19 protein-coding genes are annotated in these 20,506 nt (G+C 72.6%); 12 read left to right on the top strand and 7 right to left on the bottom strand.

Going from position 1 to position 20,506, the window contains the following annotated elements; translation table 11 throughout:
* Window positions 1-148: 148 nt before the first annotated feature.
* Window positions 149-1,111, bottom strand: coding sequence for a GlxA family transcriptional regulator (locus ACMA1D_RS20425; RefSeq protein WP_414725449.1), 963 nt, complete (start codon window positions 1,109-1,111; stop codon window positions 149-151).
* 167 nt (window positions 1,112-1,278) lie between these two features.
* Here ACMA1D_RS20425 and ACMA1D_RS20420 point away from each other — a divergent pair, with 167 nt between their 5' ends.
* Entirely contained in the window at window positions 1,279-2,175 is an 897-nt protein-coding gene (locus tag ACMA1D_RS20420; RefSeq protein ID WP_414725448.1) for an NAD-dependent epimerase/dehydratase family protein, read from the top strand.
* A gap of 218 nt (window positions 2,176-2,393) precedes the next feature.
* Here the strand turns inward: ACMA1D_RS20420 and ACMA1D_RS20415 are convergent, their stop codons facing one another.
* Window positions 2,394-3,299 carry an aminoglycoside phosphotransferase family protein gene (locus ACMA1D_RS20415; protein ID WP_414725447.1) on the bottom strand — a complete coding sequence of 302 codons (906 nt, stop codon included), beginning with the start codon at window positions 3,297-3,299 and terminating at the stop codon, window positions 2,394-2,396.
* A 228-nt stretch (window positions 3,300-3,527) separates the two neighbouring features.
* Window positions 3,528-4,721 carry a serine hydrolase domain-containing protein gene (locus tag ACMA1D_RS20410; protein WP_414725446.1) on the bottom strand — a complete coding sequence of 398 codons (1,194 nt, stop codon included), beginning with the start codon at window positions 4,719-4,721 and terminating at the stop codon, window positions 3,528-3,530.
* 289 nt (window positions 4,722-5,010) lie between these two features.
* Here ACMA1D_RS20410 and ACMA1D_RS20405 point away from each other — a divergent pair, with 289 nt between their 5' ends.
* The 3 genes from ACMA1D_RS20405 to ACMA1D_RS20395 are packed head-to-tail and all read left to right on the top strand — an operon-like array spanning window position 5,011 to window position 10,281.
* On the top strand, window positions 5,011-7,665 hold the full coding sequence (locus ACMA1D_RS20405; RefSeq protein ID WP_414725445.1) for a protein kinase domain-containing protein: 2,655 nt from the start codon (window positions 5,011-5,013) through the stop codon (window positions 7,663-7,665).
* 4 nt (window positions 7,666-7,669) lie between these two features.
* A complete protein-coding gene (locus ACMA1D_RS20400; RefSeq protein ID WP_414725444.1) occupies window positions 7,670-9,157 on the top strand; it encodes a CHAT domain-containing protein in 1,488 nt (495 codons plus the stop codon).
* Window positions 9,154-10,281, top strand: coding sequence for a hypothetical protein (locus ACMA1D_RS20395; RefSeq protein ID WP_414725443.1), 1,128 nt, complete (start codon window positions 9,154-9,156; stop codon window positions 10,279-10,281). The genes ACMA1D_RS20400 and ACMA1D_RS20395 overlap by 4 nt, the downstream gene beginning before the upstream one ends.
* 59 nt (window positions 10,282-10,340) lie before the next feature.
* On the opposite strand, the gene ACMA1D_RS20390 is transcribed toward ACMA1D_RS20395, so the two are convergent.
* Both ACMA1D_RS20390 and ACMA1D_RS20385 read right to left on the bottom strand, forming a co-directional pair.
* Window positions 10,341-10,544, bottom strand: coding sequence for a DUF397 domain-containing protein (locus ACMA1D_RS20390; protein ID WP_414725442.1), 204 nt, complete (start codon window positions 10,542-10,544; stop codon window positions 10,341-10,343).
* Entirely contained in the window at window positions 10,541-11,368 is an 828-nt protein-coding gene (locus ACMA1D_RS20385; protein WP_414725441.1) for a helix-turn-helix domain-containing protein, read from the bottom strand. Before ACMA1D_RS20385 ends, ACMA1D_RS20390 begins: the two co-directional genes overlap by 4 nt.
* A gap of 264 nt (window positions 11,369-11,632) precedes the next feature.
* Here ACMA1D_RS20385 and ACMA1D_RS20380 point away from each other — a divergent pair, with 264 nt between their 5' ends.
* From ACMA1D_RS20380 to ACMA1D_RS20365, 4 genes are all read left to right on the top strand, one after another.
* Window positions 11,633-11,761 carry a hypothetical protein gene (locus ACMA1D_RS20380; RefSeq protein ID WP_414725440.1) on the top strand — a complete coding sequence of 43 codons (129 nt, stop codon included), beginning with the start codon at window positions 11,633-11,635 and terminating at the stop codon, window positions 11,759-11,761.
* On the top strand, window positions 11,761-12,072 hold the full coding sequence (locus ACMA1D_RS20375) for a hypothetical protein (protein WP_414725439.1): 312 nt from the start codon (window positions 11,761-11,763) through the stop codon (window positions 12,070-12,072). Before ACMA1D_RS20380 ends, ACMA1D_RS20375 begins: the two co-directional genes overlap by 1 nt.
* Entirely contained in the window at window positions 12,069-12,590 is a 522-nt protein-coding gene (locus tag ACMA1D_RS20370) for a hypothetical protein (RefSeq protein WP_414725438.1), read from the top strand. The genes ACMA1D_RS20375 and ACMA1D_RS20370 overlap by 4 nt, the downstream gene beginning before the upstream one ends.
* Window positions 12,591-12,998: 408 nt before the next feature.
* Window positions 12,999-16,595: a hypothetical protein gene (locus ACMA1D_RS20365; protein WP_414725437.1), complete on the top strand. Its 3,597-nt coding sequence runs from the start codon at window positions 12,999-13,001 to the stop codon at window positions 16,593-16,595.
* A gap of 159 nt (window positions 16,596-16,754) precedes the next feature.
* Here the strand turns inward: ACMA1D_RS20365 and ACMA1D_RS20360 are convergent, their stop codons facing one another.
* Together ACMA1D_RS20360 and ACMA1D_RS20355 are read right to left on the bottom strand one after the other, a co-directional pair.
* A complete protein-coding gene (locus ACMA1D_RS20360; protein ID WP_414725436.1) occupies window positions 16,755-17,777 on the bottom strand; it encodes a transcriptional regulator in 1,023 nt (340 codons plus the stop codon).
* A gap of 150 nt (window positions 17,778-17,927) precedes the next feature.
* Window positions 17,928-19,058, bottom strand: coding sequence for a helix-turn-helix domain-containing protein (locus ACMA1D_RS20355; protein WP_414725435.1), 1,131 nt, complete (start codon window positions 19,056-19,058; stop codon window positions 17,928-17,930).
* Window positions 19,059-19,313: 255 nt separating this feature from the next.
* Between ACMA1D_RS20355 and ACMA1D_RS20350 the strand changes: the two genes are divergently transcribed.
* From ACMA1D_RS20350 to ACMA1D_RS20335, 4 genes are read left to right on the top strand one after another with little or no spacing between them, the layout of a single operon-like run.
* Complete coding sequence (locus tag ACMA1D_RS20350; protein WP_414725434.1) at window positions 19,314-19,445, top strand: hypothetical protein; 132 nt, start codon at window positions 19,314-19,316, stop codon at window positions 19,443-19,445.
* The gene (locus tag ACMA1D_RS20345) at window positions 19,445-19,756 is read left to right on the top strand and encodes a hypothetical protein (protein ID WP_414725433.1); all 312 of its coding nucleotides are present in this window, start codon (window positions 19,445-19,447) and stop codon (window positions 19,754-19,756) included. The genes ACMA1D_RS20350 and ACMA1D_RS20345 overlap by 1 nt, the downstream gene beginning before the upstream one ends.
* Window positions 19,753-20,286, top strand: a complete 534-nt coding sequence (locus ACMA1D_RS20340; protein WP_414725432.1) for a hypothetical protein — start codon at window positions 19,753-19,755, stop codon at window positions 20,284-20,286. Before ACMA1D_RS20345 ends, ACMA1D_RS20340 begins: the two co-directional genes overlap by 4 nt.
* Window positions 20,279-20,479, top strand: a complete 201-nt coding sequence (locus ACMA1D_RS20335) for a hypothetical protein (RefSeq protein WP_414725431.1) — start codon at window positions 20,279-20,281, stop codon at window positions 20,477-20,479. The genes ACMA1D_RS20340 and ACMA1D_RS20335 overlap by 8 nt, the downstream gene beginning before the upstream one ends.
* Window positions 20,480-20,506: the final 27 nt, after the last annotated feature.

Raw genomic sequence — 20,506 nt, 5'->3', positions numbered from 1 at the left:
CCGCACCGACCGACCTGGGCGGCGCGCCGCCGCGCCCGGGCCGGCCCCACGGGGGCGCGCCGCCCCGCGCCCGCCCCGCGCCCGCCCCGTACCCCGCCCCGTACCCCACTCCGGGCCCTCCCGGAGGCTCACCCCGGGGCCCGCCACGTCACTGCACGGGGTGGGCCCCGGGCCGTTGGACGAAGGCGTTCCGGTAGGCGGTCGGGGTCATCCCGAGGTGGCGGGTCAGGTGTTGGCGCAGGGATTCCCCGGAGCCGAGGCCGCTGCGGTCGGCGACCTGATCGACGGTGAGGTCGGTGGTCTCCAGCAGTTCGCGGGCCCGCAACAGCCGCTGCTGGAGCAGCCATTGGAAGGGCGTCACGCCCGTCTCGGCGGTGAACCGCCGGGTCAGCGTCCGCACGCTGACCTGCGCCCGGGCGGCCAACTCGGCCAGTGAGATCGGCTGGTCGAGCCGGCCCATGGCCCAGGTGCGGGCCGCGTCGAGCGAGGAGTTCGTCTCGGCCGGCAGCGGGGTGCGGACGAACTGCGCCTGCCCGCCGTGCCGCACCGGCGTGACCACTGCGGCCCGGGCCGCCGCGTTGGCGGTCGCCGCCCCGTAGTCGCAGCCGATCAGGTACAGGCACAGGTCGATCCCGGCGGCCGAACCCGCGCCGGTCACGATCCGCCCCTCGTCGACGAAGAGCCGGTCGGCGTCGACCCGTACGGCGGGGAAGGCGCGCTGGAGTTCGTCGGCGAGCGCCCAGTGGGTGGTGGCGGCCCTGCCGTCGAGGAGACCGGCCTGGGCGAGGACGAAGGCGCCACTACAGATCGAGGCGACCCGCTTGCCCGCGGCAGCCGCCTCCCGCAGCGCGGCGAGCGCGGCAGGGCCCGCGTCGTGCCGGCTCGCGGTGGAGGGGACGATGACGGTGTCGGCACCGACGACCGCCGCAAGGCCCTGCCGGACGACGACCTCGATCCCGCCGGACGCGTCGAGCACGCCGGGTTCGGCGGTGCACACCGTCACCTCGTAACCGGGCCGCCCCGCCACCTCCGCGGCGCCCAGCAGCGTGGCCGGCATGGCCAGGTCGAAGGGCTTGACCGGCGGTACGGCCAGGACGGCGACACGGTGCATGGCCAGATCCTTGGAGCTCTTGGCAATGTGGCCACTGACCCTACCGGCCGGCCACCCGCCACAGTGGGCCGAGCGGCCGGGCCCCACCCCGCCGCCCCTCCCGGGGCCACCGCCTGGAGCCCCCGGCCCCCCACACCCCTCGCCACACGAAGCACGGAGAGAACGCCATGGCTGTACGAGTCGTCATCGGGGCCGGCGCGACCGGAGCCGCGACCGCGCGGCGCCTGGCCGACCGCGGAGACCGGGTCCGCCTGATCACCCGCAGCGGCAGCGGCCCCGACCACGCGGGCGTCGAGCGGGTCGCCCTGGACGCGAGCGACACCGACGCGTTGACGCCGGCGCTGACCGGCGCTACCACGGTCGTCAACGCCGCCATGACCGCGTACCACACCTGGCCCGAGACGCTGCCGCCGCTGTTCACGGCCATCCTCACGGCGACCGAACGGGCCGGCGCCGACTACGTGATGCTCGGCAACCACTACGGCTACGGCCCGTCCACCGAACCGCTCACCGAAGGCACCCCCCTCACCTCCCGCACCCGCAAGGGCCGGGTACGGGCCGAACTGTGGCAGCAGGCCAAGGCGGCGCACGACGCGGGACGGCTACGGGTGACGGAGGTACGGGCCGGCCAGTACCTGGGCCCGGGCGCGATCTCGGCGTTCACCCTGCTGGTCGCCCCCCGGGTACGGGCCGGCGAACTCGCCCTCGTCCACGGCAACCCGGACGCGGCCCACGCGTTCTCCTACACCGAGGACGTGGCGGCGGCGCTCGTCGCGGTCGCCGACGACGACCGCACCTGGGGCCGCCCCTGGCACGCCCCCGTCATCACCACGACCGTACGCCAGGCCGCAACCGAACTCGCCGCACTCCACGACGCCCCCGAACCACGCCTGGACCCCCTCACCGAACGCGACCTGACCCTCCTGTCCTTCAGCGACCCCCTGTGGCGCGAGTTCACCGAACTCGGCTACATGACGGAACGCCCGTTCCTGGTGGACGACACGGACCTCCGGGACACCTTCGGCTTGACTGCGTCGCCACTGGGTGCGGCGTTGGTGGGTTAGGGGAGGAGGGGGCGGAGCAGCGGGTCAGGGCCTTCGCGCCGGTACGGGGCGGTTGCCCAGCCCGTTCCCGCCGAAGGGGGGAGCGGCCCGGGGGCCGGCCTGGTAGGCGACGCCGTCGGTACGGACCTGGACAACGGTCTCCGGTTCTCCGGTCCTCCCGTTCTCCGGCGCTTCCGCCAGGCCCCACGCGGGATCAGCGCCCCTACCGACCAGCCCCGTCAGCAGTACCCCATCAACCCGTCCGCCAACTCCTCCGCATCCTCGTCCTGATGCGCGGCCAGGGCCTGTTGGAGGGCGAAGGTGCCGCGGATCGCGGCTGCGCGGGTGGTGAGGTCAGGGTCGGGTGCGGGGGCGTGGGCGCGTACCCGGGTGAGCAGGTCGGGGCCGTAGCTGGCGGCGATGGCCGCCAGGTCCTCGGCCGGGTCGCCGAGCATCACCTCGTCCCAGTCGACCACGCCGCTGAGCAGGGGCAGCCCGGCCGCGTCGGTCGTCCACAGGACGTTCTCGGCGCCGAGGTCGCCGTGGACCAGGGCGGTGGTGCGCCGGGGCAGCGCGGTCACCGCGGCCAACTCGGCCGCCGCCTGCTCCCGCCCGGCGGCCGACATCATCCCGAACAACTCCGCCCGCACCTGCGCCGCGAAGCGCTGCCACCGGTCGGCGGGCTCGGCCGGCAGCGCCGCCCGCACCCGCGGCTCGTCCCCGGCCGCCGCGAGCCCGGCCAACAGCGCGGCGAACTGCGCCGCCACTGCCTCGCCGACCCCGGGCCGGTCGAGCGCGCCGCGTTCCAGCGGCGCGCCGGGGATGCGGCTGAGGACGAGGAAGGGCGGGTCCGTACGGGCAGGTCCCGGACTGCCGCCCCCGGCCTCGTCCGCGGGCTCGCTGCCCGTCCCGTCCGCGATCGGCTCCGGCGTACGGAACCCGAGGTCGAGCCCGGCGAGCGTGCGCAGTACGGCGGCCCGCTGCGGCAGCCGCCGCGCCGCAGCGGCCGTACGCGGCAGACACACGACCCGCCGAGCGCCACGCACCACGTAGTGGAACTGCCCTTCGAGGACGGCTAGTTGATCCGGAGCATCGCCCGGCAGAAGTCGGTGCAGCAGGGCGCGGTGCGTCGTCAGGACGTCCATCGGGACGGGCCTCTCTCGTGGGTGCGCACTCGGCGCGTACGTGGTGCTCACGGGTACGCGGGTACGCGTGCGCGCGGAGTGCGGAGCGTAGGGGCGTACGTGCGGTGGGGCCGCCCACGGGTCGGGCGGTGCGGCGGGTCACACGAGACCGGACGGGGTCACAAGAGCTTCCCCCGCGGCCACGTCCGCCAGGCCACGGCCACGGGCCCCCGTCCGCACTTCACGTCCTCACTTCGTCATGGACTGCCCCGGCGCGCAGAACTCCGCGTCGAAGACCTTCTCGTACGGGGCGCCGTCCGCCAGCCAGTCGCCGTTGATCTGGAAGGTCAGCGAGTGCGCGCCGTCGCGGGTGGTGGCGGAGCTGGTGAGGGAGCCCCAGACGATGCCGTCGTGGCCCCACACGGTCGTCCCGCAGGACAGGTCGCGGGCGATGAGCCCGAGCCCGTACCGGAAGTGCTGGCCGGTCTCCACGGTCTGGAACATCTCCCGCATCTGCTGCTTCGGCAGCAGCTTGCCGCGGGTCAGGGCGCGGAAGAAGGTGTTGAGGTCGCCGCTGGTGCTGATCAGTTCGCCGGTCGCGCCCGACCAGGTGGGGCTGTACTCGGTGGCGTCGTACACCTCGGGGCCCGGGTTCGGCGCGTACAGCTTGGAGTAGCCGATCGAGTGCGGCGACGGCAGCGTGGTGTCGGTGCCGGGGAAGGACGTGTGGCGCAGCCGCAGCGGCTCGATGATGCGCTGCTCGGCCTGGCGGGCGTAGCTGTCGCCGGTCACCTTCTCGATGACCATGCCGGCGAGCACGTAGTTGGTGTTGGAGTAGTGCCAGCCGGCGCCCGGTGCGAAGTACGGCCGGTACTTCAGTGCCATCGCCACGATCTCCGCCGGCCGCTTGACGTCGAAGCGGTGCTCGAAGAAGCCGGGCCCGTTCATGGTCTGCTGCCACTCCGGCGTCTCCACGCTGTCGTGGATGCCGCTGGTGTGATTGAGCAACTGCCGTACGGTGATGGCGCCCGCGTCGTACCCGTCGCCCACCACCACGCCCGGCAGCCACTTCTCGACGGAGTCGTCGAGGTCGATCTCGCCCTCGGCTTCGAGTTGCAGCAGCACGGTGGCCATCAGCGTCTTGGTGATGCTGCCGGCCCTGAAGTGGTCGCCCGCGGTCCGCTCGCGCTGCTGCGCGGTGTCGGCGTACCCGGCGGAGCCGAACCACTTCCGCCCGTCGGCCGTCTGCGTCTCGGCGGCCACGCCCGGCATACCCGCCCGCACCAGCCCGTCGAGCGCGTCCTGGGTGGGCCGGTCCACGGCCGCCACCGAGTCCGCCGCGGTGGCGGCCCCCGGCGCACCGGTCACCGCCAGCGCGCCCGCTGCGGCCGATGCGGTGATGCCGACCAGAACCCGCCGAACCCGTACGGAAGAACCGAACACGACGCACACTCCTCGTCTGTTGGCTGACTCGTCTGCTGGGCGAGTCTTTCCGCGCACCCTAGGTGATCATGGTGGGGCGAGGCCGGCTGGGGTCGGTGGCCGCACCGTACGCGCCGGGCCCCACGGCCGCCGGCACGGCCCGGCGTGCCCCGACCACCGCCCGCCGCACCCCCGTGCGCCCGCCCGATGTTCCGCCGAACCCTGCTGTTCCGCCCCGTACCGGGCTATCCTCCACGCATCCGGCGGGCGTGGCCCACGCCGGACGCACACGGGGGAGGACGGGGGTCCTATGGCCGGCGCGCACCCTGACGTCCTCCGCGACCGCTACGCGCTGTACACCGCCTGGGGCGAACGGCCCGGCTCCACCTACTGGTCCGGCTACGACCGCACGGCGCAGACCGCCGTCCTCGTGCAACAGCTCCACCCGCCCGTGCCCGACGCCGGCGGAAAGTCCGGCGGAAAGTCCGCCGATAGGACGGGCGCCAAGTGCGTTGCTGCTCACGGGAGTTGGAAACCCGGCGGGCTGGCGCGGCAAGTGCGGCCGGCGTCGGTGCCGGTGTCGGACGACTCCCACCTGTTGGCCGTGCACGACGTCTTCGAGGAGGCGGGCGCGCTGTGGGTGGTGATGGACCCGGTCGTGCCGCGTTCGCTGTACGGCCTGTTGCGCGACCACGGCCGGCTCGAACCGGGCGCCGCGACCCACATCGGCCTTGAGGTGGCGAGCGCACTCGAAGCGCTGCACGCCGCGGGCCTCGCGCACGGGCAGGTCGTCCCCGGCGGCATCCTCTTCCGCGAGGACGGCACGGCGGCGCTCCCGGGTTACGGGCTCGCGCCCCCCAGCCCCCTGGACGGGGCGCCGCCGCTGCTGCCCGAGCGGCCCAACTCCCAGTACACGGCGCCGGAGATGACCGCCGCCCACCTGGCCGGGACGCCGCCGGACGCGCCGACACCCCAGGGCGATCTGTGGGCGCTCGGCACGACCCTGTACGAGATGGTCGAGGGCCGCCGCCCGCTGCGCGGCCCCATGCCGGGCGCCCGGATCAAGGCGCTCCGGGACGCCCGCCCGCCGCGGGTGCGCCGGCACAAGGAGTTCGGGCCGCTCATCGAGGGTCTGCTCGAACCCCACCCGGGGGCCCGCCCGAAGGCGCCGTCGGTGGCCGCGGCCCTGCGCTCGGCGGCCGGCCGGCAGGAGCCGGTCACCGACACCCACTGGGCGCTGGCCACCCCCAAGCGCCACTCCCGCTGGCAGCGGCTGCGCAGCCTCCTCATCCAGGTGGGCACCCTGGTCGGCAGCCGGCTCGCCGCCGCGTTCACGGGCGGGGCGCTCGCCGCCCTCCTCGGCCTGCGGCTGGCCGGCGAGTCGGCCGCACCGGACGTGGCCACCTCGTTCCTGTCGGCCATCGTCCTCGGCACCGCGTCCGGCCTCGTCGTCCTGGGCGGGAAGTGCGTGTGGCACGCGGTGGCGTACGTCAGGGTGCGATTACGGCGCGGGGTGCGGGGCGGGGACGGCGCCCTGAGCGGAGACGGGGCCGTGGGCGGGGCCCCCGGCAGGGGCTCGGGCCGTCGCCCCGACGTCACCCACGTCTCGCACGCGCACGCTCCGTGGTTCCCGCCCGGCCAGGGCGCCGCCGCACCGCCCGCCGCGGACGACCTCCCCTCGCCCGGTAGCGCGCCGATGCGCGCCTGGGACGGCCCCGAGTCGGCCGTGGTGATCGCCGGGCTCGACCACCAGTCCCTTGTGCTCAGGGGCGACCGTGGCTCCGTGGAGCCGGAGACGGACGACCGCCGCAAGCCGCGCAAGGCGCAGGCCGGCCGGTCCCGCCCGGAGCCCGGCCCCGCCCGCCGCCACCTGGTCCGCCCGGCCCGAACCCGCCGCCCCGCCACCACCCGCCCGGGCCCGTCCCGTACGACCACCGCCCGCCCGGAACGACCCACCACCGCCCCCGGCCTCACCCACGAGACCCCCGGCGACCCGAGCAGCCCCACCCCGCGCCCGGAGCGTGCCGATACGGGCCGGGCCGACACGGGCCAGGGCGGGTCGGGCCGCGCCGACACCAGCCGGGTGAGTACGGGCCAAGTCGATACGAGCCGCGTGTCCACCGGCCACCCGGGGACGAACCGCCCCGAGCCCCACCACACAGGTCCCCACCACGCCGAGGGCGAACCACCCCACCCCGAGTCGACACCTGATGCCCAACCCGGCCTGGAAGAAGTCGAATTGGCGGGGCCGGGGGAGGGTGAGCCGCCTCGTACGGCCACACCCCCACCGCCCGCGGCACAGGACCACCCGGACGAGCCACCGCCCGCGGCGAACGAAACCGACCCACCCCCGCCGGCGGACGCCACCCCACCACCCCCGCCGGCGGACGAAACCAACCCACCTCCACCGGCACGCGAGTCCACCCCACCCCCGCCGGCAGCCAACAAGCCCCGGCACCCGGCCGCCGCAGGCCCTCCGCCCGGGCCAGCCGCCGCAGCGGGCTACCCACCCACGCCCCCCTGGCGGCCCACCGGCCCCCCCTGCCTGCCGCGGCTCACGCTGCGCGACGGGCCGGCCCGGGTGGGGGCGCCCGCGGAGCTGGAGTTCGTACTCGAAGTGCCCGACGAGCACCTGTGGGCGCGCCAGCCCGAGCACCCGTCGGCCCACCTCATGCTGGTCGCCGCGGCGCGCACCGCGGGCCACATCACGCCGCCGGCCCGCAGTTACCGCGCGGGGCACGGCAGCGACGGCGCGGCCACCTTCTCCTTCACGGCGCGCGAGCCGGGCGAGCACCAGCTCAGGTTCACCGTCTACGACCGCGACCACGGAGTGGTGCTCCAGGAACTCGACGCCACCATGACCATCGAGGCCCCCGCGCGCCCCGCCGCGCAGGCCGGACCACCCCCGGGCGGGCCCGCGACCCCGGTCGACGCCGCCGACCGCAACCAGGCGCCGGAGTTCTGAGCCGTTGGACGAGAACATTCCCCTGACGAGCAGTCAGGATGCTAGTAACGGCTACCGTCTGACCCTCGCGCCCACCCGCGAACTCCGGGACCTCGTCGTCTGCCTGCGCGTCCAGGACGGCCGGCCGTGGCTCATCGCGTGGGGCGAGACCGGGGTGCTGCCCCGCTCCCGCAGCCGCGAGCACTGGGCCGAGCTGGAGACGGACGTCCGCGACATCAAGGACCTGTCTGCGCAACTCCTGGCCGACTGGAAGGCGTTCGTGGACTACCAGCCGGCCGACCGGGCCGCCGGCATCCGCCCGTACGCCACCGGCGCGGACCTCAGCAGCCGCCCGCCCGGCGAGGTGCAGCGGCGGGTGGCCGAACTCGTCCGGGCCGGCAGCCACCTCCTGGACACGCTGCTGAGCGGCCACAACCCGAACCTGCTGCGGCTGCGTGCCTTCCTCGCCACCGCCCTGCACCGCCGTGACCTGCGCATCCGCTTCGATTCCGATCTCGACCTGCCCTGGCCGCTGCTGGCCGTCGGCGAGCAGGCCCCGCCGATATCGGGCCCGCCACCGGCACCCGCCCCGTACGCGTCGCTGACGGTTCCGTACGACGTCCAGGTGTCGTCCGTCGCCAGCCCCCCGACCACCCCCGGGACCCCAGGCGGCGGACCCGCGAACGGCCCCGGGACCACAGCCGCCAGCGCCGGGGGCACCACCGCCCCCACCACCCCCTCCGAACTCGCCCGGCTCTTCGACCTCTTCCTGGGCCACCGCCACCTCATCGAGACCGCGTCCGGCGCGTACGAGACGGACTTCTACTACGCGGCCAGTCGGGCCCGCCCGATCAGCAGCGCCAACATCGACGAGGCGCTGCGCAGGGCGTCGCGCGTGCCCGAGGCGCAGAAGGTGGCCGCCGAGGTGCACAAGCTGCTGGACGACCAGACGGAGCTGACGGAGCGGACGCACAGCGACACCCTCCTCAACGACCTGGACGCGGCCCACTTCGACGAGGACCTGATGTACTTCTTCTGCCACGGCGCCGTTCTCCGCGACGGCGACGCCACCTGGCAGGCGTTCCAACTCACCGACGCCCGCGCGGTGCACGCCGGCCGCATCGACAGCATCCGCAAGCGGTACACCGAGGCGAACCGCAGCCGGGGCGAGTTCGTCCCGTTCCACCCGATGGTGGTGCTGAACGTCTGTTACGCCGGCTCCCCGATGACCGGCAGGTTCGCCAGCCTGGCCGGCAGCTTCATCCAGCACGGCGCGCAGGGCGTGCTGGCCCCGGCCATCGCCGTACCGCAGCTCTTCGGCGCCGAGTTCGCCCTGCGCTTCCTGACTCGCTACCTGGTCGACCGGTCGGCGGCGGGCGAGGCGGTGCGCGACACCGTCCGCTGGTTCGCCGCCGAGTACCACAACCCGCTGGGCCTGATCTACGGGCTCCACTGCGGCCTGGACAGCAGGCTGCCCCCCGCCGCCCCGGACGAAGGAGCGACCGCCCCGTGACCGTGCCGCACCACCGCAGCCCCCGCCCCGGCCCCCGGCCCAGACCCCGCGACGTCCGCCGCCGGGCCCGCGCCGCCCAGGTCCCGGCGCCGGCCGACTTCGCCACCGTCGACCTGGACCACGACGGCTGGCTGCTGGCCCCCGACACCGGCGAGCCGGTCCCCGCCGACCGGCTCGTGGACCACCTGGCGCACTGGCTGCGCCCGCCGGAGTGGGCCACCGACATCCTGGTGTACGCGCACGGCTGGCAGACCGGCCAGCCCGCGGCCCTGCGCAACGCCCAGCGCCTGCTGGCCCTCGTCCACCAGCAGCACGCCCGCCACCCGCGCCTCTACCCCAGGCTGCACACGGCAGCCGGCTACGCGCCGTGGACCGTGGTCGTCCGCTGGCCCTCCTCGTCCCAGCGGCTGCGCAAGGGCTATTACGCGGTACGCGACCGGGCGCACGCCATGAGCGCCCCGGGCCGCGGCTTCGCCCCGCACGTACTCGGCCACCTGCTGGGCTACCTCGACGCCGAACGCGGCGACCCGAGGGCCGACACGCTGCGCACCGCGACCGGCCGCTACCTGCACCTGATCGGCCACTCCTTCGGCGGCAGGTTCCTGTGCGAGGCCGTGCAGTGGGCGGCGGACGCCGCCGCCGGCGACACCCTCGGCTGGAGCATCGCCACCGACCCCGGCCGGCCGTTCACCGTCGACTCGCTCACCGCCTTCCAGATGGCGGCCCCCAGCAACGCCTTCGACGGCACGTTCCGCACGCTGCGCCCCGCGACCGGCGGCCACCGGGCGCCGGTCGGCGGCCCGATGGTCTTCACCCACTCCCGCCACGACCACGCCACCGGCTACTGCCACCTGCACGCGGAGCACCTGCCCGGCATCGGCCACGGCGGTATGCGGCTGTCGCCGGCCCGCGGCGACCTGGCCCCCAACGACGTCGCCCACACCGACCTGCACCCGGCCGACAGGCCCTACGCCCGAGCCTGCCTCGACCACCCCTTCGTCAACGTCAACGCGAGCTGGCGCTACCGCAACAGCCCCCTGAACCCCCTCCGCGCCCACTCCGACTACTTCCACCCGGAATCGGCCCACTTGCTGCTGAGCTTGGCGGAGTGGTCACGGCCTTGAACGTGCAAGGCCCCCGACCGCTGGGAGCGCGGTCGGGGGCCTGTCGTACGGGCGGCGGGTCAGGCGTTGAAGTCGCCGGCCTTCACGCCTGCCACGAACGCGGCCCATGCGGTGGTGCCGAACGCGAGGGCCGGACCCTGGGGGTCCTTGCTGTCGCGGACGGGCACGGTGCCATGCGTGGCAAGGTTGGCGGCCACCTCGACGCACTCGCCGCCGTTGGAGCTGTAGGAGGACTTGGTCCAGCGGGGGGATTCGCTCGTCACAAGGTGCCCTTTCGTAACTGGTTGATCATGGCCACAGACTCGGCCTGAGACATGGATTCGGCCTGTAGCTGATGGTAGTCCGCAAGGGCTGCCGTAACGAAGGTGCTTTCGCGCTCCACATGGCCCCGTGCGTACGACTCCGCATACGCGACCATCGAGCGATCCGGCATGGTCAGCAAGTAGATCGGCAGATTGAACGGCCTCCGCTCGCCGAGTCCGAACGGGGCGATCTGCAACATGGTGTTCGGCTGCTCGGCGAAGTCCGCCAGGTAGTCGAGCTGCTCGCGCATCGCCTCTGTGCCGCCCACGGGTCGCCGGAGGCAGCTCTCGTCCAGCACGGAGATGACGGTGGGCGGACGCTGCCGATCGAGCGCAGCTTGCCTATTGGCCACCATGGCCAGGCGTTCGTCGGCCTGTTCCTGAGTGATGGTCCTTCGGCGCATGTCTGCGTTGGCCAGAGCGCGTGCGTACGCGGCTGTCTGGAGCAATCCCGGAATGATGCCGAGCGTGAACAGCCGGATCTCCGTTGCTCGTCCCTCGTAGGAGACGTACTCGGGAAAACCCTCTATGAGCGCCGTTTGGCGAACGGCCTGACTCTGCCGCTCGAACAGGTCTCCGGTGCCCAGGGCCTTATCGATACCACGCGCGAAGCGAAGAGTGGGGGGTCTGCGACCAGTTTCGACGGCCGATACGTGCGTACCGGAGCACCCGGCGCGCTCGGCGAGTTCGTCCTGTGACCACCCTCGCTCGTCCCGCTTCCTGCGGACTAGGAGTCCGAACCGCGCTCTTGGCGACCCCTCGGGATCTAGTTCCTTCCGATGCATGCGCCATCGCCTCGTTCTTCGAGCAACAAAGACAGGTTGAAGACGATTTGACTCTAGGGGACGCTGACTCATCTCGGTAGTCGGACCGCTACGGAGAGGAACGTGCGTTCCCTTTCGGCCGCCGAGCCTCGAACACGGAGACGATCAACTGCCTTTGCTGGAAAGGGAGATGGGGTCATGGCGGAACATTTGATGAGGTTGCGCGTATATCGCCGCCGCCCAGGCGAAAGCGGACCGCCCGACCCGGAAGCCACGGTCGTCACCGTGACCTCCGTCGACAGCGACCAGACATGTGCCGACGCCTTCCGCGAGGCACTCACCGGCGCCTGGCCTCCGTGCCGTTGCCCGCAGCACCGCAACCAGCCCAACAAGACGCTGACCGGGGGTGCTTGATGGACGGCACTCACCGCGTCCTGGTCATGGGTACCCCGCTGCGTTTCTTCCTCAGCTTCGGTGAGGACGGCACGTGGTCTCCCGTGACGGATGTCGAGTTCCACCGCGCGTATCAGGAGTCGATGTTCGATCCGGATGCGTTGCGCAGCGACGTCCTGTGCCCCAACCGGCACCGTGCCGAGTACGAGACCGTCGAGGGTTGGTGCTGGTCGGACGGCCGGGCCGCGTACGGGCTCATCACCCTCAACGACCGGGCGCCGCAGGCGTGCGCCGGGTTGCAATCCCTGACCCACGGAGGCGAAGCCGCGTGAAGCTCGTACACCCCATGAACGCGGTCAAGCCCGCGAACCCGCCCCGCGAGGTGTGGGTGTTCCTGCTGATCCGCTGCCCGGTCGAGAACCCCAAGTATTTCGCGCCGCTCGGGATGTGGCCGCGCGTGCTCCAGGTCGTGCGCGACGGGTGGGCCTGCCCGCCGGGGGTCATCGTGCAGCCGGGGGAGGCGATCGTCGACGCCGCCCACCGGGTGGCCGACGCATTGGGCATCCGGTTGCCGAAGGGGGCCGCACTGCTCGCTGTGGATCAGCAACCCGCCATCGATGGCGAGCAAGACGAAGAAATTGCTTTCGTCTTCGACGGCGGTAGCGCGGCTGAGGACGCCTTCGCCGATCTGCCCCGCGATCAGGTCGAGGTCGAGTGGTCGGCCGTGGAGAACCTGGAGCGGGTGGCCCTCGTCCATGCTCTCCGTACCCGGCTGCTGGCCGTCGAGCCGCCCGTGTTGGTGGAGGGGATGCCGCTGCCCGAGCCCAGGCGGGGGGAGGGGACCGCTTAGGTCGGGTCCCCGACCTTGGGACCGCCGGGCGCGTGGGCGTGCCCGGCGGGGTTGGTCGGGGTGGGGCGGGCCGGCGTGCGCCGCGCGGCAGCCGCCCGCGCGAGCCGCCGGAGGTTCCGCCCCGCCCGCCTCCCCCCGGCCGCAGGACCCGCGGCGTCAGGAGCCGCCATGCCGATGAATGCCTGCATATGTCGCTGACTATCCGGATATGAATCTTCGGCGAGCCGGCCGAGCCGATCGAGTAACGCGGTGCCTCTCCCCGTCTCCCCGGCCTCCGCGTATCCCAGTCTTTCGCTCTCTCGGTCTTTCAGTATTCGACGGTTCGGTATTTCGGCATTTCGGCACATCCGATGCTGCCCCACGGGGAGCTTTCGGCTCTTTGCCGTCAGCAGCAGGAGGGAGACCCGAATGGGTACACCGGCGCCCAGCGGGACGGCCCCGGCCAGCGCCACTCACGCGCAGGCCCTGGACGTGATGATGCAGGACGTGCTCCAGGCGGTCGGCGTCCCGGTCGACGCCGCGTCCGCCCGCCCCATCGCCCCCTTCTACGCACGGAGCACGGTCGCGGCCGGCGACGCACCACAGGCCATCGTGATCACCTCGGCAGCCGGCCTGCCGCGCAGCGCCCTGCACGTGGTGCGCGACCAGAGGGCCCCACTCGGCTGGCGGGTGGTCCCGCTCGACCTCGGGGCCGGTGTCGAACCGGCCGAGGTCGTCGTCGTACGCCACCCGCTGCGCTGCGTGGTGCTGGACGCCGCGGGCGCCCTGCACACCTGCGCGTTCGATCCGGAGCGCGGTGGTTTCGGCCCGGCCCGGCGGCTGGCGGCCGACGACGGGACCCGCTGGGAGGCGCTGCGCTCCGACGGCGGGGGGCTGGCCTACGCGCGGGCCCGCGCGCGAGACGGGGCCGACGCTCCACCTGGGGCCCGGGCGCAAGACGGGGCCGACGCGCAGCACGAGGCCGCCCGCTACTGCCTGCTCCGCGCGGCGGGCCCGCAGCAAGCGGAGTTCCCCGGTGCGGGCCGCGGCAGCGTCCTGGTGGACGTCGAACGGGGCGACGGCCGGTACGCCTACGCCGCACGGGTGACCCCGACCGACGCGTACCCCGTACGCGTGCAGTGGTGCGGCGATGACGGGGCGCGGAGCGGGCAGGTGCGGCTCGCTGACGAGGACGGCAAGCGGGCGCGGCAACTCGTGGCGCTGTACCCGGACGGCACGGGGGTGCTGGTCCTCGTCGCGAACCGGGACGGCTCCTTCTCCTGCGCCCGGATCGACGACAGCGCGTCCGACACGGGGCGGCTCGCGGCGGCGCCCGTACCGCCGATGCCGGTGGCCGTGGAGTTCGCCGACGTCGTCCCGCACCGCAGCCGGGAACCGTACGACGGGGCCGAACGTGACTTCCGGGACGTGTACGCGCTGGACGCGGCGCAGCGGCTGTGGGTGGTGCGCGAGAGCAGGTCGGCGCCGGGGCGTTGGCTGCCGCCGGTGCCCATCGACCGGGAGGTCGGCCGCATCGCCGTCGCCGGCCGCGAGTCAGGGGAGCGGGACGCCGCGCTGTTCTCCTGCCACCGCGCCGGCCCCCTGCTGCGGCTCCACGTCCACCAGGCGCGTACGCGGCGGTGGCGCGGTGTGGAGGTGCGGCTGCCCGCCACGGCCGGCGAGGCGTACACCGCCGACTTCCACCACGTGGAGGTGAGCGTCTTCGACGCGATCGGCACCCCGCTGCCGCTGCACGAGGTCAGCCTCGCCAGCGCCGCGCACGCCGGCGACTGCGAGGTCTACTGGCGGCGGCCCGGGGTGACGGGCGCCGAACCGACGCTGCACACACTGACCGCACGGCCGCAGCCGTTCCTGACCGACCATGCGGGGGTGCTGCGGTTCATGGTCCGGGCCACCACGCTGGCCAGGTCGGAGCTGGTGCTGGCGGACGCGGCCGGGGTCCGGGTGATCGTGCTCCGCCCCGGCACCAAGACGCTCGCGTACCTCGCCGGCACGGGCGCCCTGCGCGAGAGCGACGCCCGGGGGCGGCTGCCCGCATTCGATGCCCAGGGGACGGCGCTGGGCGGCCTCGCCACGGGCGTCGCCCCCGACCGGCTCGCCCGTACCGCCGGCACCATCGGGGCGATCGCCCGGCACGCGCTCGCGGGGCCCGGCGCCCCGTCCGGCGTGCACGCGCCCCCCAGTACGGGCACGGCGAGCGTCAGTACGGCCACGGTGCTCGCCAGCACGGGCGCGGAGGGCGAGGTGGAGGGCGACGCCGTCGTTCCGGCCGGCTCCGTGCCGAACGGCGAAGGCGACCCGCTCCTCTTCGGCGACCTGTGGTTCGGGGTGGAGCGCGGCGCGGTCGACGCGGGCGGCTGGGTCGCGGACGGGGCGGGCTGGGCGGCGACCGAACTGGCGCTCGCGGGGCGGGCGGTGACGGGGACGGCGCCTTCGGGGCGGCCCGTGGCCCCCGGCGTCCGGTTGCCCGTGCGGGGGCTGGAGGAGAGCGGGCGGGCCGTGGGCGCGTGCTTCGCCGGCGTCGGCGTGCCCGCCAGGGAGGCGATCGGCTGGCTGAGCACGTCGACCGACTGGCGGGCCGTGTGGGAGGCGAAGGTGGCGCTCCAGGAGGCCATGCGGCTCTCCCGCAAGGTGCTGGGCACCGACGGGTTCGCCCGCCTCGACCGGGCCTTCGACGCCTGGCTCGACGCGCGGGAAGGAGACGCCGACCGACTGCTCGACGCGCTGGCGCACGGCCTGCTCAAGGACAAGTCGTTCCAGACGGGCATCGCCCTCGTGGTGCCCCACCCGGTGGTCTTCGAGGCCCTCAACGACCCGATCACCGGCTGGCTGGAGGAACGGCTCCAGCGGTACGGCCCGCTGACCTTCCCCGCGCCCCGGCTCGACCGGGTGGTCGAGCAGGCGTTCGCCGCCGACTTCGCCGCGGTCAGCGACCGCATCATGGGCCACCTGCGCGCCCTGTGGCGGGCGGTCGGCGACCTCGTCGGCAGCCCGCGGCAGGTGTACGGGCAGGACCTCGCCCACCTGTTGGCCGCGGCCAAGGAGAGCCTGCGGGAGGTCATGGGGTGCGTACGAGAGGTCGTACACAGCCTGCTGCGGGTCGCCGACGCTGCCATGGAAGCGGTCGTCAGCGTGCTGAACACCGCACTGGACACCACATCGGGCGCGCCGAACCTCACCCCACTGTGGCAACTTGCGGCCCGCGCTGCGGGGCGCGACGAGGACGACCTGCCGACCGTCGGCGGCCTCCTCGCGCTCACCGCCGCCTACCCCGCGACCGTCGCGTACAAGGTCGCCACCGGGGACGCCCGGGCCAGCCTGTTCCCCGGCGGGGCCTGGCCCTTCCACGATGCCGACGGAGCCGGGGGCTGGGCCGAGGGGCAGACCGGGGGCCAGCCCGGGGGCCGGGCCGGAGACCGGGTTGGGGGCCAGGCCGCGCGCGAACAGGCCCTGGTGCTCGGCGTGTTGACGAGCATGAGCACGTGCTGCCTGGCGTTCGCGCAGCCCGGCGTCGACCTGTGGGCCCCGCGCGACCCCGACCAGCCGCTGCTGCGCCACTTCCACGCCGGCGTCCTGGCGTCCAGCCTGGTGGTGCTCGCGGCCGGCTTCGGCGACTGGACGCTGGCCACGGTCCCCGCCGAACACGTCCCGTACCAGGTGCTCGGGGAGGTCGTCGCCGGGCTCGGCAGCCTGCTCGCGCTACTGGGCGACGACACGCCGGCGGGCCAGGCCCTGGACCGAGCCGCGCCTGTCGTCACCACGTTGGCGGCGGTGTGCGCCCTCCCGCTGGTGGCACAGGCGTGGGAGACCGGCCACCTCGCAACGGGCCCCGACGAGTGGGCCGCGGCCCTCGGCCTGCTGGGCCCGCTCTTCGCCTTCCTCGCCCTCCCCGAGTTCGCGACGGCGGGGGATGCGCGGGTACAGGTGCCTGCGGCGCATGCGGCGATTGACCTGGGGGCGCATGTGGCGGCGGCCATTCCCCAACTTGTCGCTGCTTTGGGGTGATTGTTCGTTCAGTTGGGCTCCAGTTCGCCGGTAAGGATTCGCTCGCGGTAGTGCTGTGCGATGACCTCGCAGGTCGGTTGGCTGGCCATGGGGGCCCTTCCGCTTGGCGTTGACTTGTGGTCAGGCTCTGGGGGAGTGGGGAACCGTGAGTCGTGGTGGTCAGGCCAGGGCCGTGTGGGGGACGGTGGTTCGTGCGCGTTCGTAGAGTGCGCGGGCGGTGTTGTTCTTGAGGTGGGGGCGGAGGGAGGTGAGCATGGTGTGCATGCGTTCGTCTGCTCGTGCGGAGTGGACGAGGGGGTAGTCGTCCAGGACGCTGCGCCAGGTGGCGCATGCGGCTTCCAGGTGGCCGACTTGTAGTTGTCGTTCGGCCAGGAGCGCCTGGTGGTGGACTCGTGTGCGCCTGTATACGGTGTGCCTGAGTTTTCCGGCTTGCTGCATGGCGGCGATGGAGCCGGTCAGGTCGCCGAGTTCGTAGCGGACTTCGCTGGTGTGGTAGCTGAGCGCTGCCGGGTCGTAGGAGCCGAAGGTCTTTTCCTGGGATTCTGCTTGGTCCATGGCGACTTCGGCTTCCCGTAGCCGGGCGAGTGCTTCGGCGCGATGGCCGACTTTTGCGGCGGAGTGTGCCTGTTGCCCGGCGAGGAAGGCTCGCATGCGGGGGCCTGCCTGGGGTGAGGCGGCGGCAGCGGCGTCCGCCAGTCGCATGGCTGCCTGACCGTGGCCGAGGTTCACGGCCTGCACGCTCATGCCGCGCAGTGTGGTGCAGTACGTCAGGTGGTCTTCGGCGGCGCCGGCGAGTTCCAGTGCTTTGACGTAGTACTGCTGGGCGACGTTGTGCAGGCCCTCGTCAACGGCCATGTAGCCGGTGAGGTAACACAGGTCGGATGCAGCCGACATCATGGCTTTGCGTACGGGTTCCGGTGCTTCGGTCTTCAGGTAGACCGCCACGGTGTTGATGAGGAAGGCGGCAGCCATCGGGCGGGCGTGGCGGCCCCCGAATTGGTCGTCGAGTTCCGAGATGCGTTCGGTCATGGCGATGACGGTGTTGACGTCGGTCATTCCCATCGCCTGTACGTCGCCGACCTGCGCGGCTTCCATTCTGCCCACTACATCGGGCCAGTTGGGGATGGTCAGGGCGACGGAGAAGAGGCCAGCGCCGAGAACACTGCGGCGTGAGGGGTCCATATCAGCCCTCCCGAGATCGATCAGCCCATCCACGGTATTCGGTGGCACGTGGGTTGTCCCTCTCTCCGAGATCATTTCGCCGGTAGCTGGCTATCCGCTATCCGATGTCCGGTATTGGACCCGCCCATGCCGTGGGGTTTGGTTGGTTGTTCAGTCGAGTGCGAGGGGGTCGTTGTTGACGAGTGTGCCCAGGTGTTCCAGTGCGTGGGCTGTGTTGGGGGGAGCCGTCGGAAGGCTTTGGCGTACGGTTTTTGACAGTAGGTTTCGGGTGCGGGTGGATGCGGTTTCGCTGGCCGTGCTGTGGAGGCCGATGGCGAGTTCTTCGGCTTCTGGCCAGGCGCCGGTGTGGAGGAGGGAGCCGAGGAGGCGGGCGGCGCTGATGCTTCGGTAGCCGACCGTTGCAGAGCCCGTGGGTTGTAGGGCGCGTTGGAGGTGGGGGGCGGCTTCGCGGTGGCGGCCGGCTGCCCAGAGGGCGAAGCCGTGTTGTCCGTCGAGTTCCTGGTGGGTCACCCACCATGCCCATGCTGGTTCGTCGTCGCGTACACCGTCGTCCAGGAGGGTTTTTGCCTGGCTGAGGGCTTGTGCGCCGCCTGTTGCGTCGCCGGTGCCGAAGCGCCCCTGGGCCTCGCGTGCGAGAAACATGGCTCGTACGCGTGGCGATAGTCGCCTGGTGAGTGCTCCGTCGGCGGTGGCGAGTGCGGTGCGGAAGTTACCCCGCCATTCCGCGACCATGGCGATGTTCTGGAGGATCAGCAGTTCCATGGATCGATCGCCGCTGGTCCGGGCCAGGTGGAGGGCGGCTTCGTTGTAGCGTTCTGCCGCGTCGTGTTCTTCGGCGTCGAAGAGGGCCCAGCCGGCTACTTCGGCCAATTCCGCGGCGGCGGCCCGGATTTCTCGTTCGTACGCCGTGGCGTAGTCGCCGTTCCTCAGCCGGGTGTGAATGACCTTGAAGGCGTGGGCGGCGGTGGTGGCGATGGGCATCCCGCCGCCCTCGTTGTCGAGCGTCACCAGTCGTTGGGAGGTTTCCCGAATGGCGCGGACCAGTTCGGCGCCGCGTACGTCGCTTATGCGCAAGGTGGTGGCGAGCGCAGATTCGGGTGTGCTGGGTGCTGCTGCGAGCAACGACACGAGTTCGCCGTCGGCTCGCAGAAACCGGTCCAGCGCTGCGGCGAGCGTTTGCGACGGTGCCTGTTTGCCGGCCAATACCCGGGTCAGATAGGCGGGGTCGTAGCTCATCGCCCGGGACGCGGCCCTGATCGAAAGCCCCCGGTCGTGCAGCATCTGCTGAGTACGCCGAACAAAATCCCGACTCCCCATGCGGCCCCATGGTAGCGGGGCCTAGTCATCAGTCAGTCATCGCGGGATCACTGTCCGTGCGAAGTCGAGTGGGAGAGGGTGGTGACTGGATGATCACATTCGGTGGTCATTGGCTCCGTGAGGGTTTGGACCATGGGAGAACACCTGATGACTCTTCGCGTATATCGCCGCCGCCCCGGCGAATCCGGCCCGCCCGACCGGGAAGCTACGGTCGTCACCGTGACCTCCGTCGACAGCGAACAGGTGCGGAGTGACGACGCCTTCCGCGAGGCGGTCACCGGCGCTTGGCCGCCTTGCCGTTGCCCGCAGCACCGCAACCAGCCCAACAAGACGCTGACCGGGGGTGCTTGATGGACGGCACTCACCGCGTCCTGGTCATGGGTACCCCGCTGCGTTTCTTCCTCAGCTTCGGTGAGGACGGCACGTGGTCTCCCGTGACGGATGTCGAGTTCCACGACGCGTATCAGGAGTCGATGTTCGATCCGGATGCGTTGCGCAGCGACGTCCTGTGCCCCAACCGGCACCGTGCCGAGTACGAGACCGTCGAGGGTTGGTGCTGGTCGGACGGCCGGGCCGCGTACGGGCTCATCACCCTGGACGACCGGGCGCCGCAGGCGTGCGCCGGGTTGCAATCCCTGACCTACGGAGGCGAAGCCGCGTGAAGCTCGTACATCCCATGAACGCGGTCAAGCCCGCGAACCCGCCCCGTGAGGTGTGGGTGTTCCTGCTGGTCCGCTGCCCGGTCGAGAACCCCAAGTACTTCGCGCCGTTGGGGATGTGGCCGCGTGTGCTCCAGGTCGTACGGGACGGGTGGGCTTGCCCGCCGGGTGTCATCGTGCAGCCGGGGGAGGCGATCGTTGACGCCGCCCGCCGCGTGGCTGACGCGCTCGGCATCAAGTTGCCCAAGGGGGCAGCCCTGCTCGCGGTCGATCAGCAACCCGCCATCGATGGCGAGCAGGATGAGGAACTCGCCTTCGTCTTCGATGGCGGCAGTGCGGCCGAAGACGCCTTCGCCGATCTGCCCCGCGATCAGGTCGAAGTCGAGTGGTCGGCGGTGGAGAACCTGGAGAGGGTGGCACTCGTCCACGCCCTCCGTACGCGACTGCTGGCCGTCGAGCCGCCCGTGCTGGTGGAGGGGATGCTGCCGCCCGAGCCGGGGCGGGGGAAGGGTGACGGGGCGCGGGATGAGTAAGCCCCTCACCCGGCTGGCACTGCGGTTGGTGGTCGATGCGCGGCGGGCCCGGGTGGGTGACCTGATCGAGTTGGGTGAGCTCACTCGGCGGGTGACCTGCGTCAAAGCGTCCGACCGTGACACGACACTGGTCGTACGCGACGGGTCGATTACCTTCGCCCACGGCGTCCGTATCGTCGTCCAACGACACTGACCCACCCAGGGCGGGCCAACCCGCAAC

This window comes from Streptomyces sp. 796.1, assembly GCF_047525675.1.
Lineage (GTDB): Bacteria > Actinomycetota > Actinomycetes > Streptomycetales > Streptomycetaceae > Streptomyces.
This window is presented reverse-complemented; position numbering and strand designations above follow the sequence as displayed.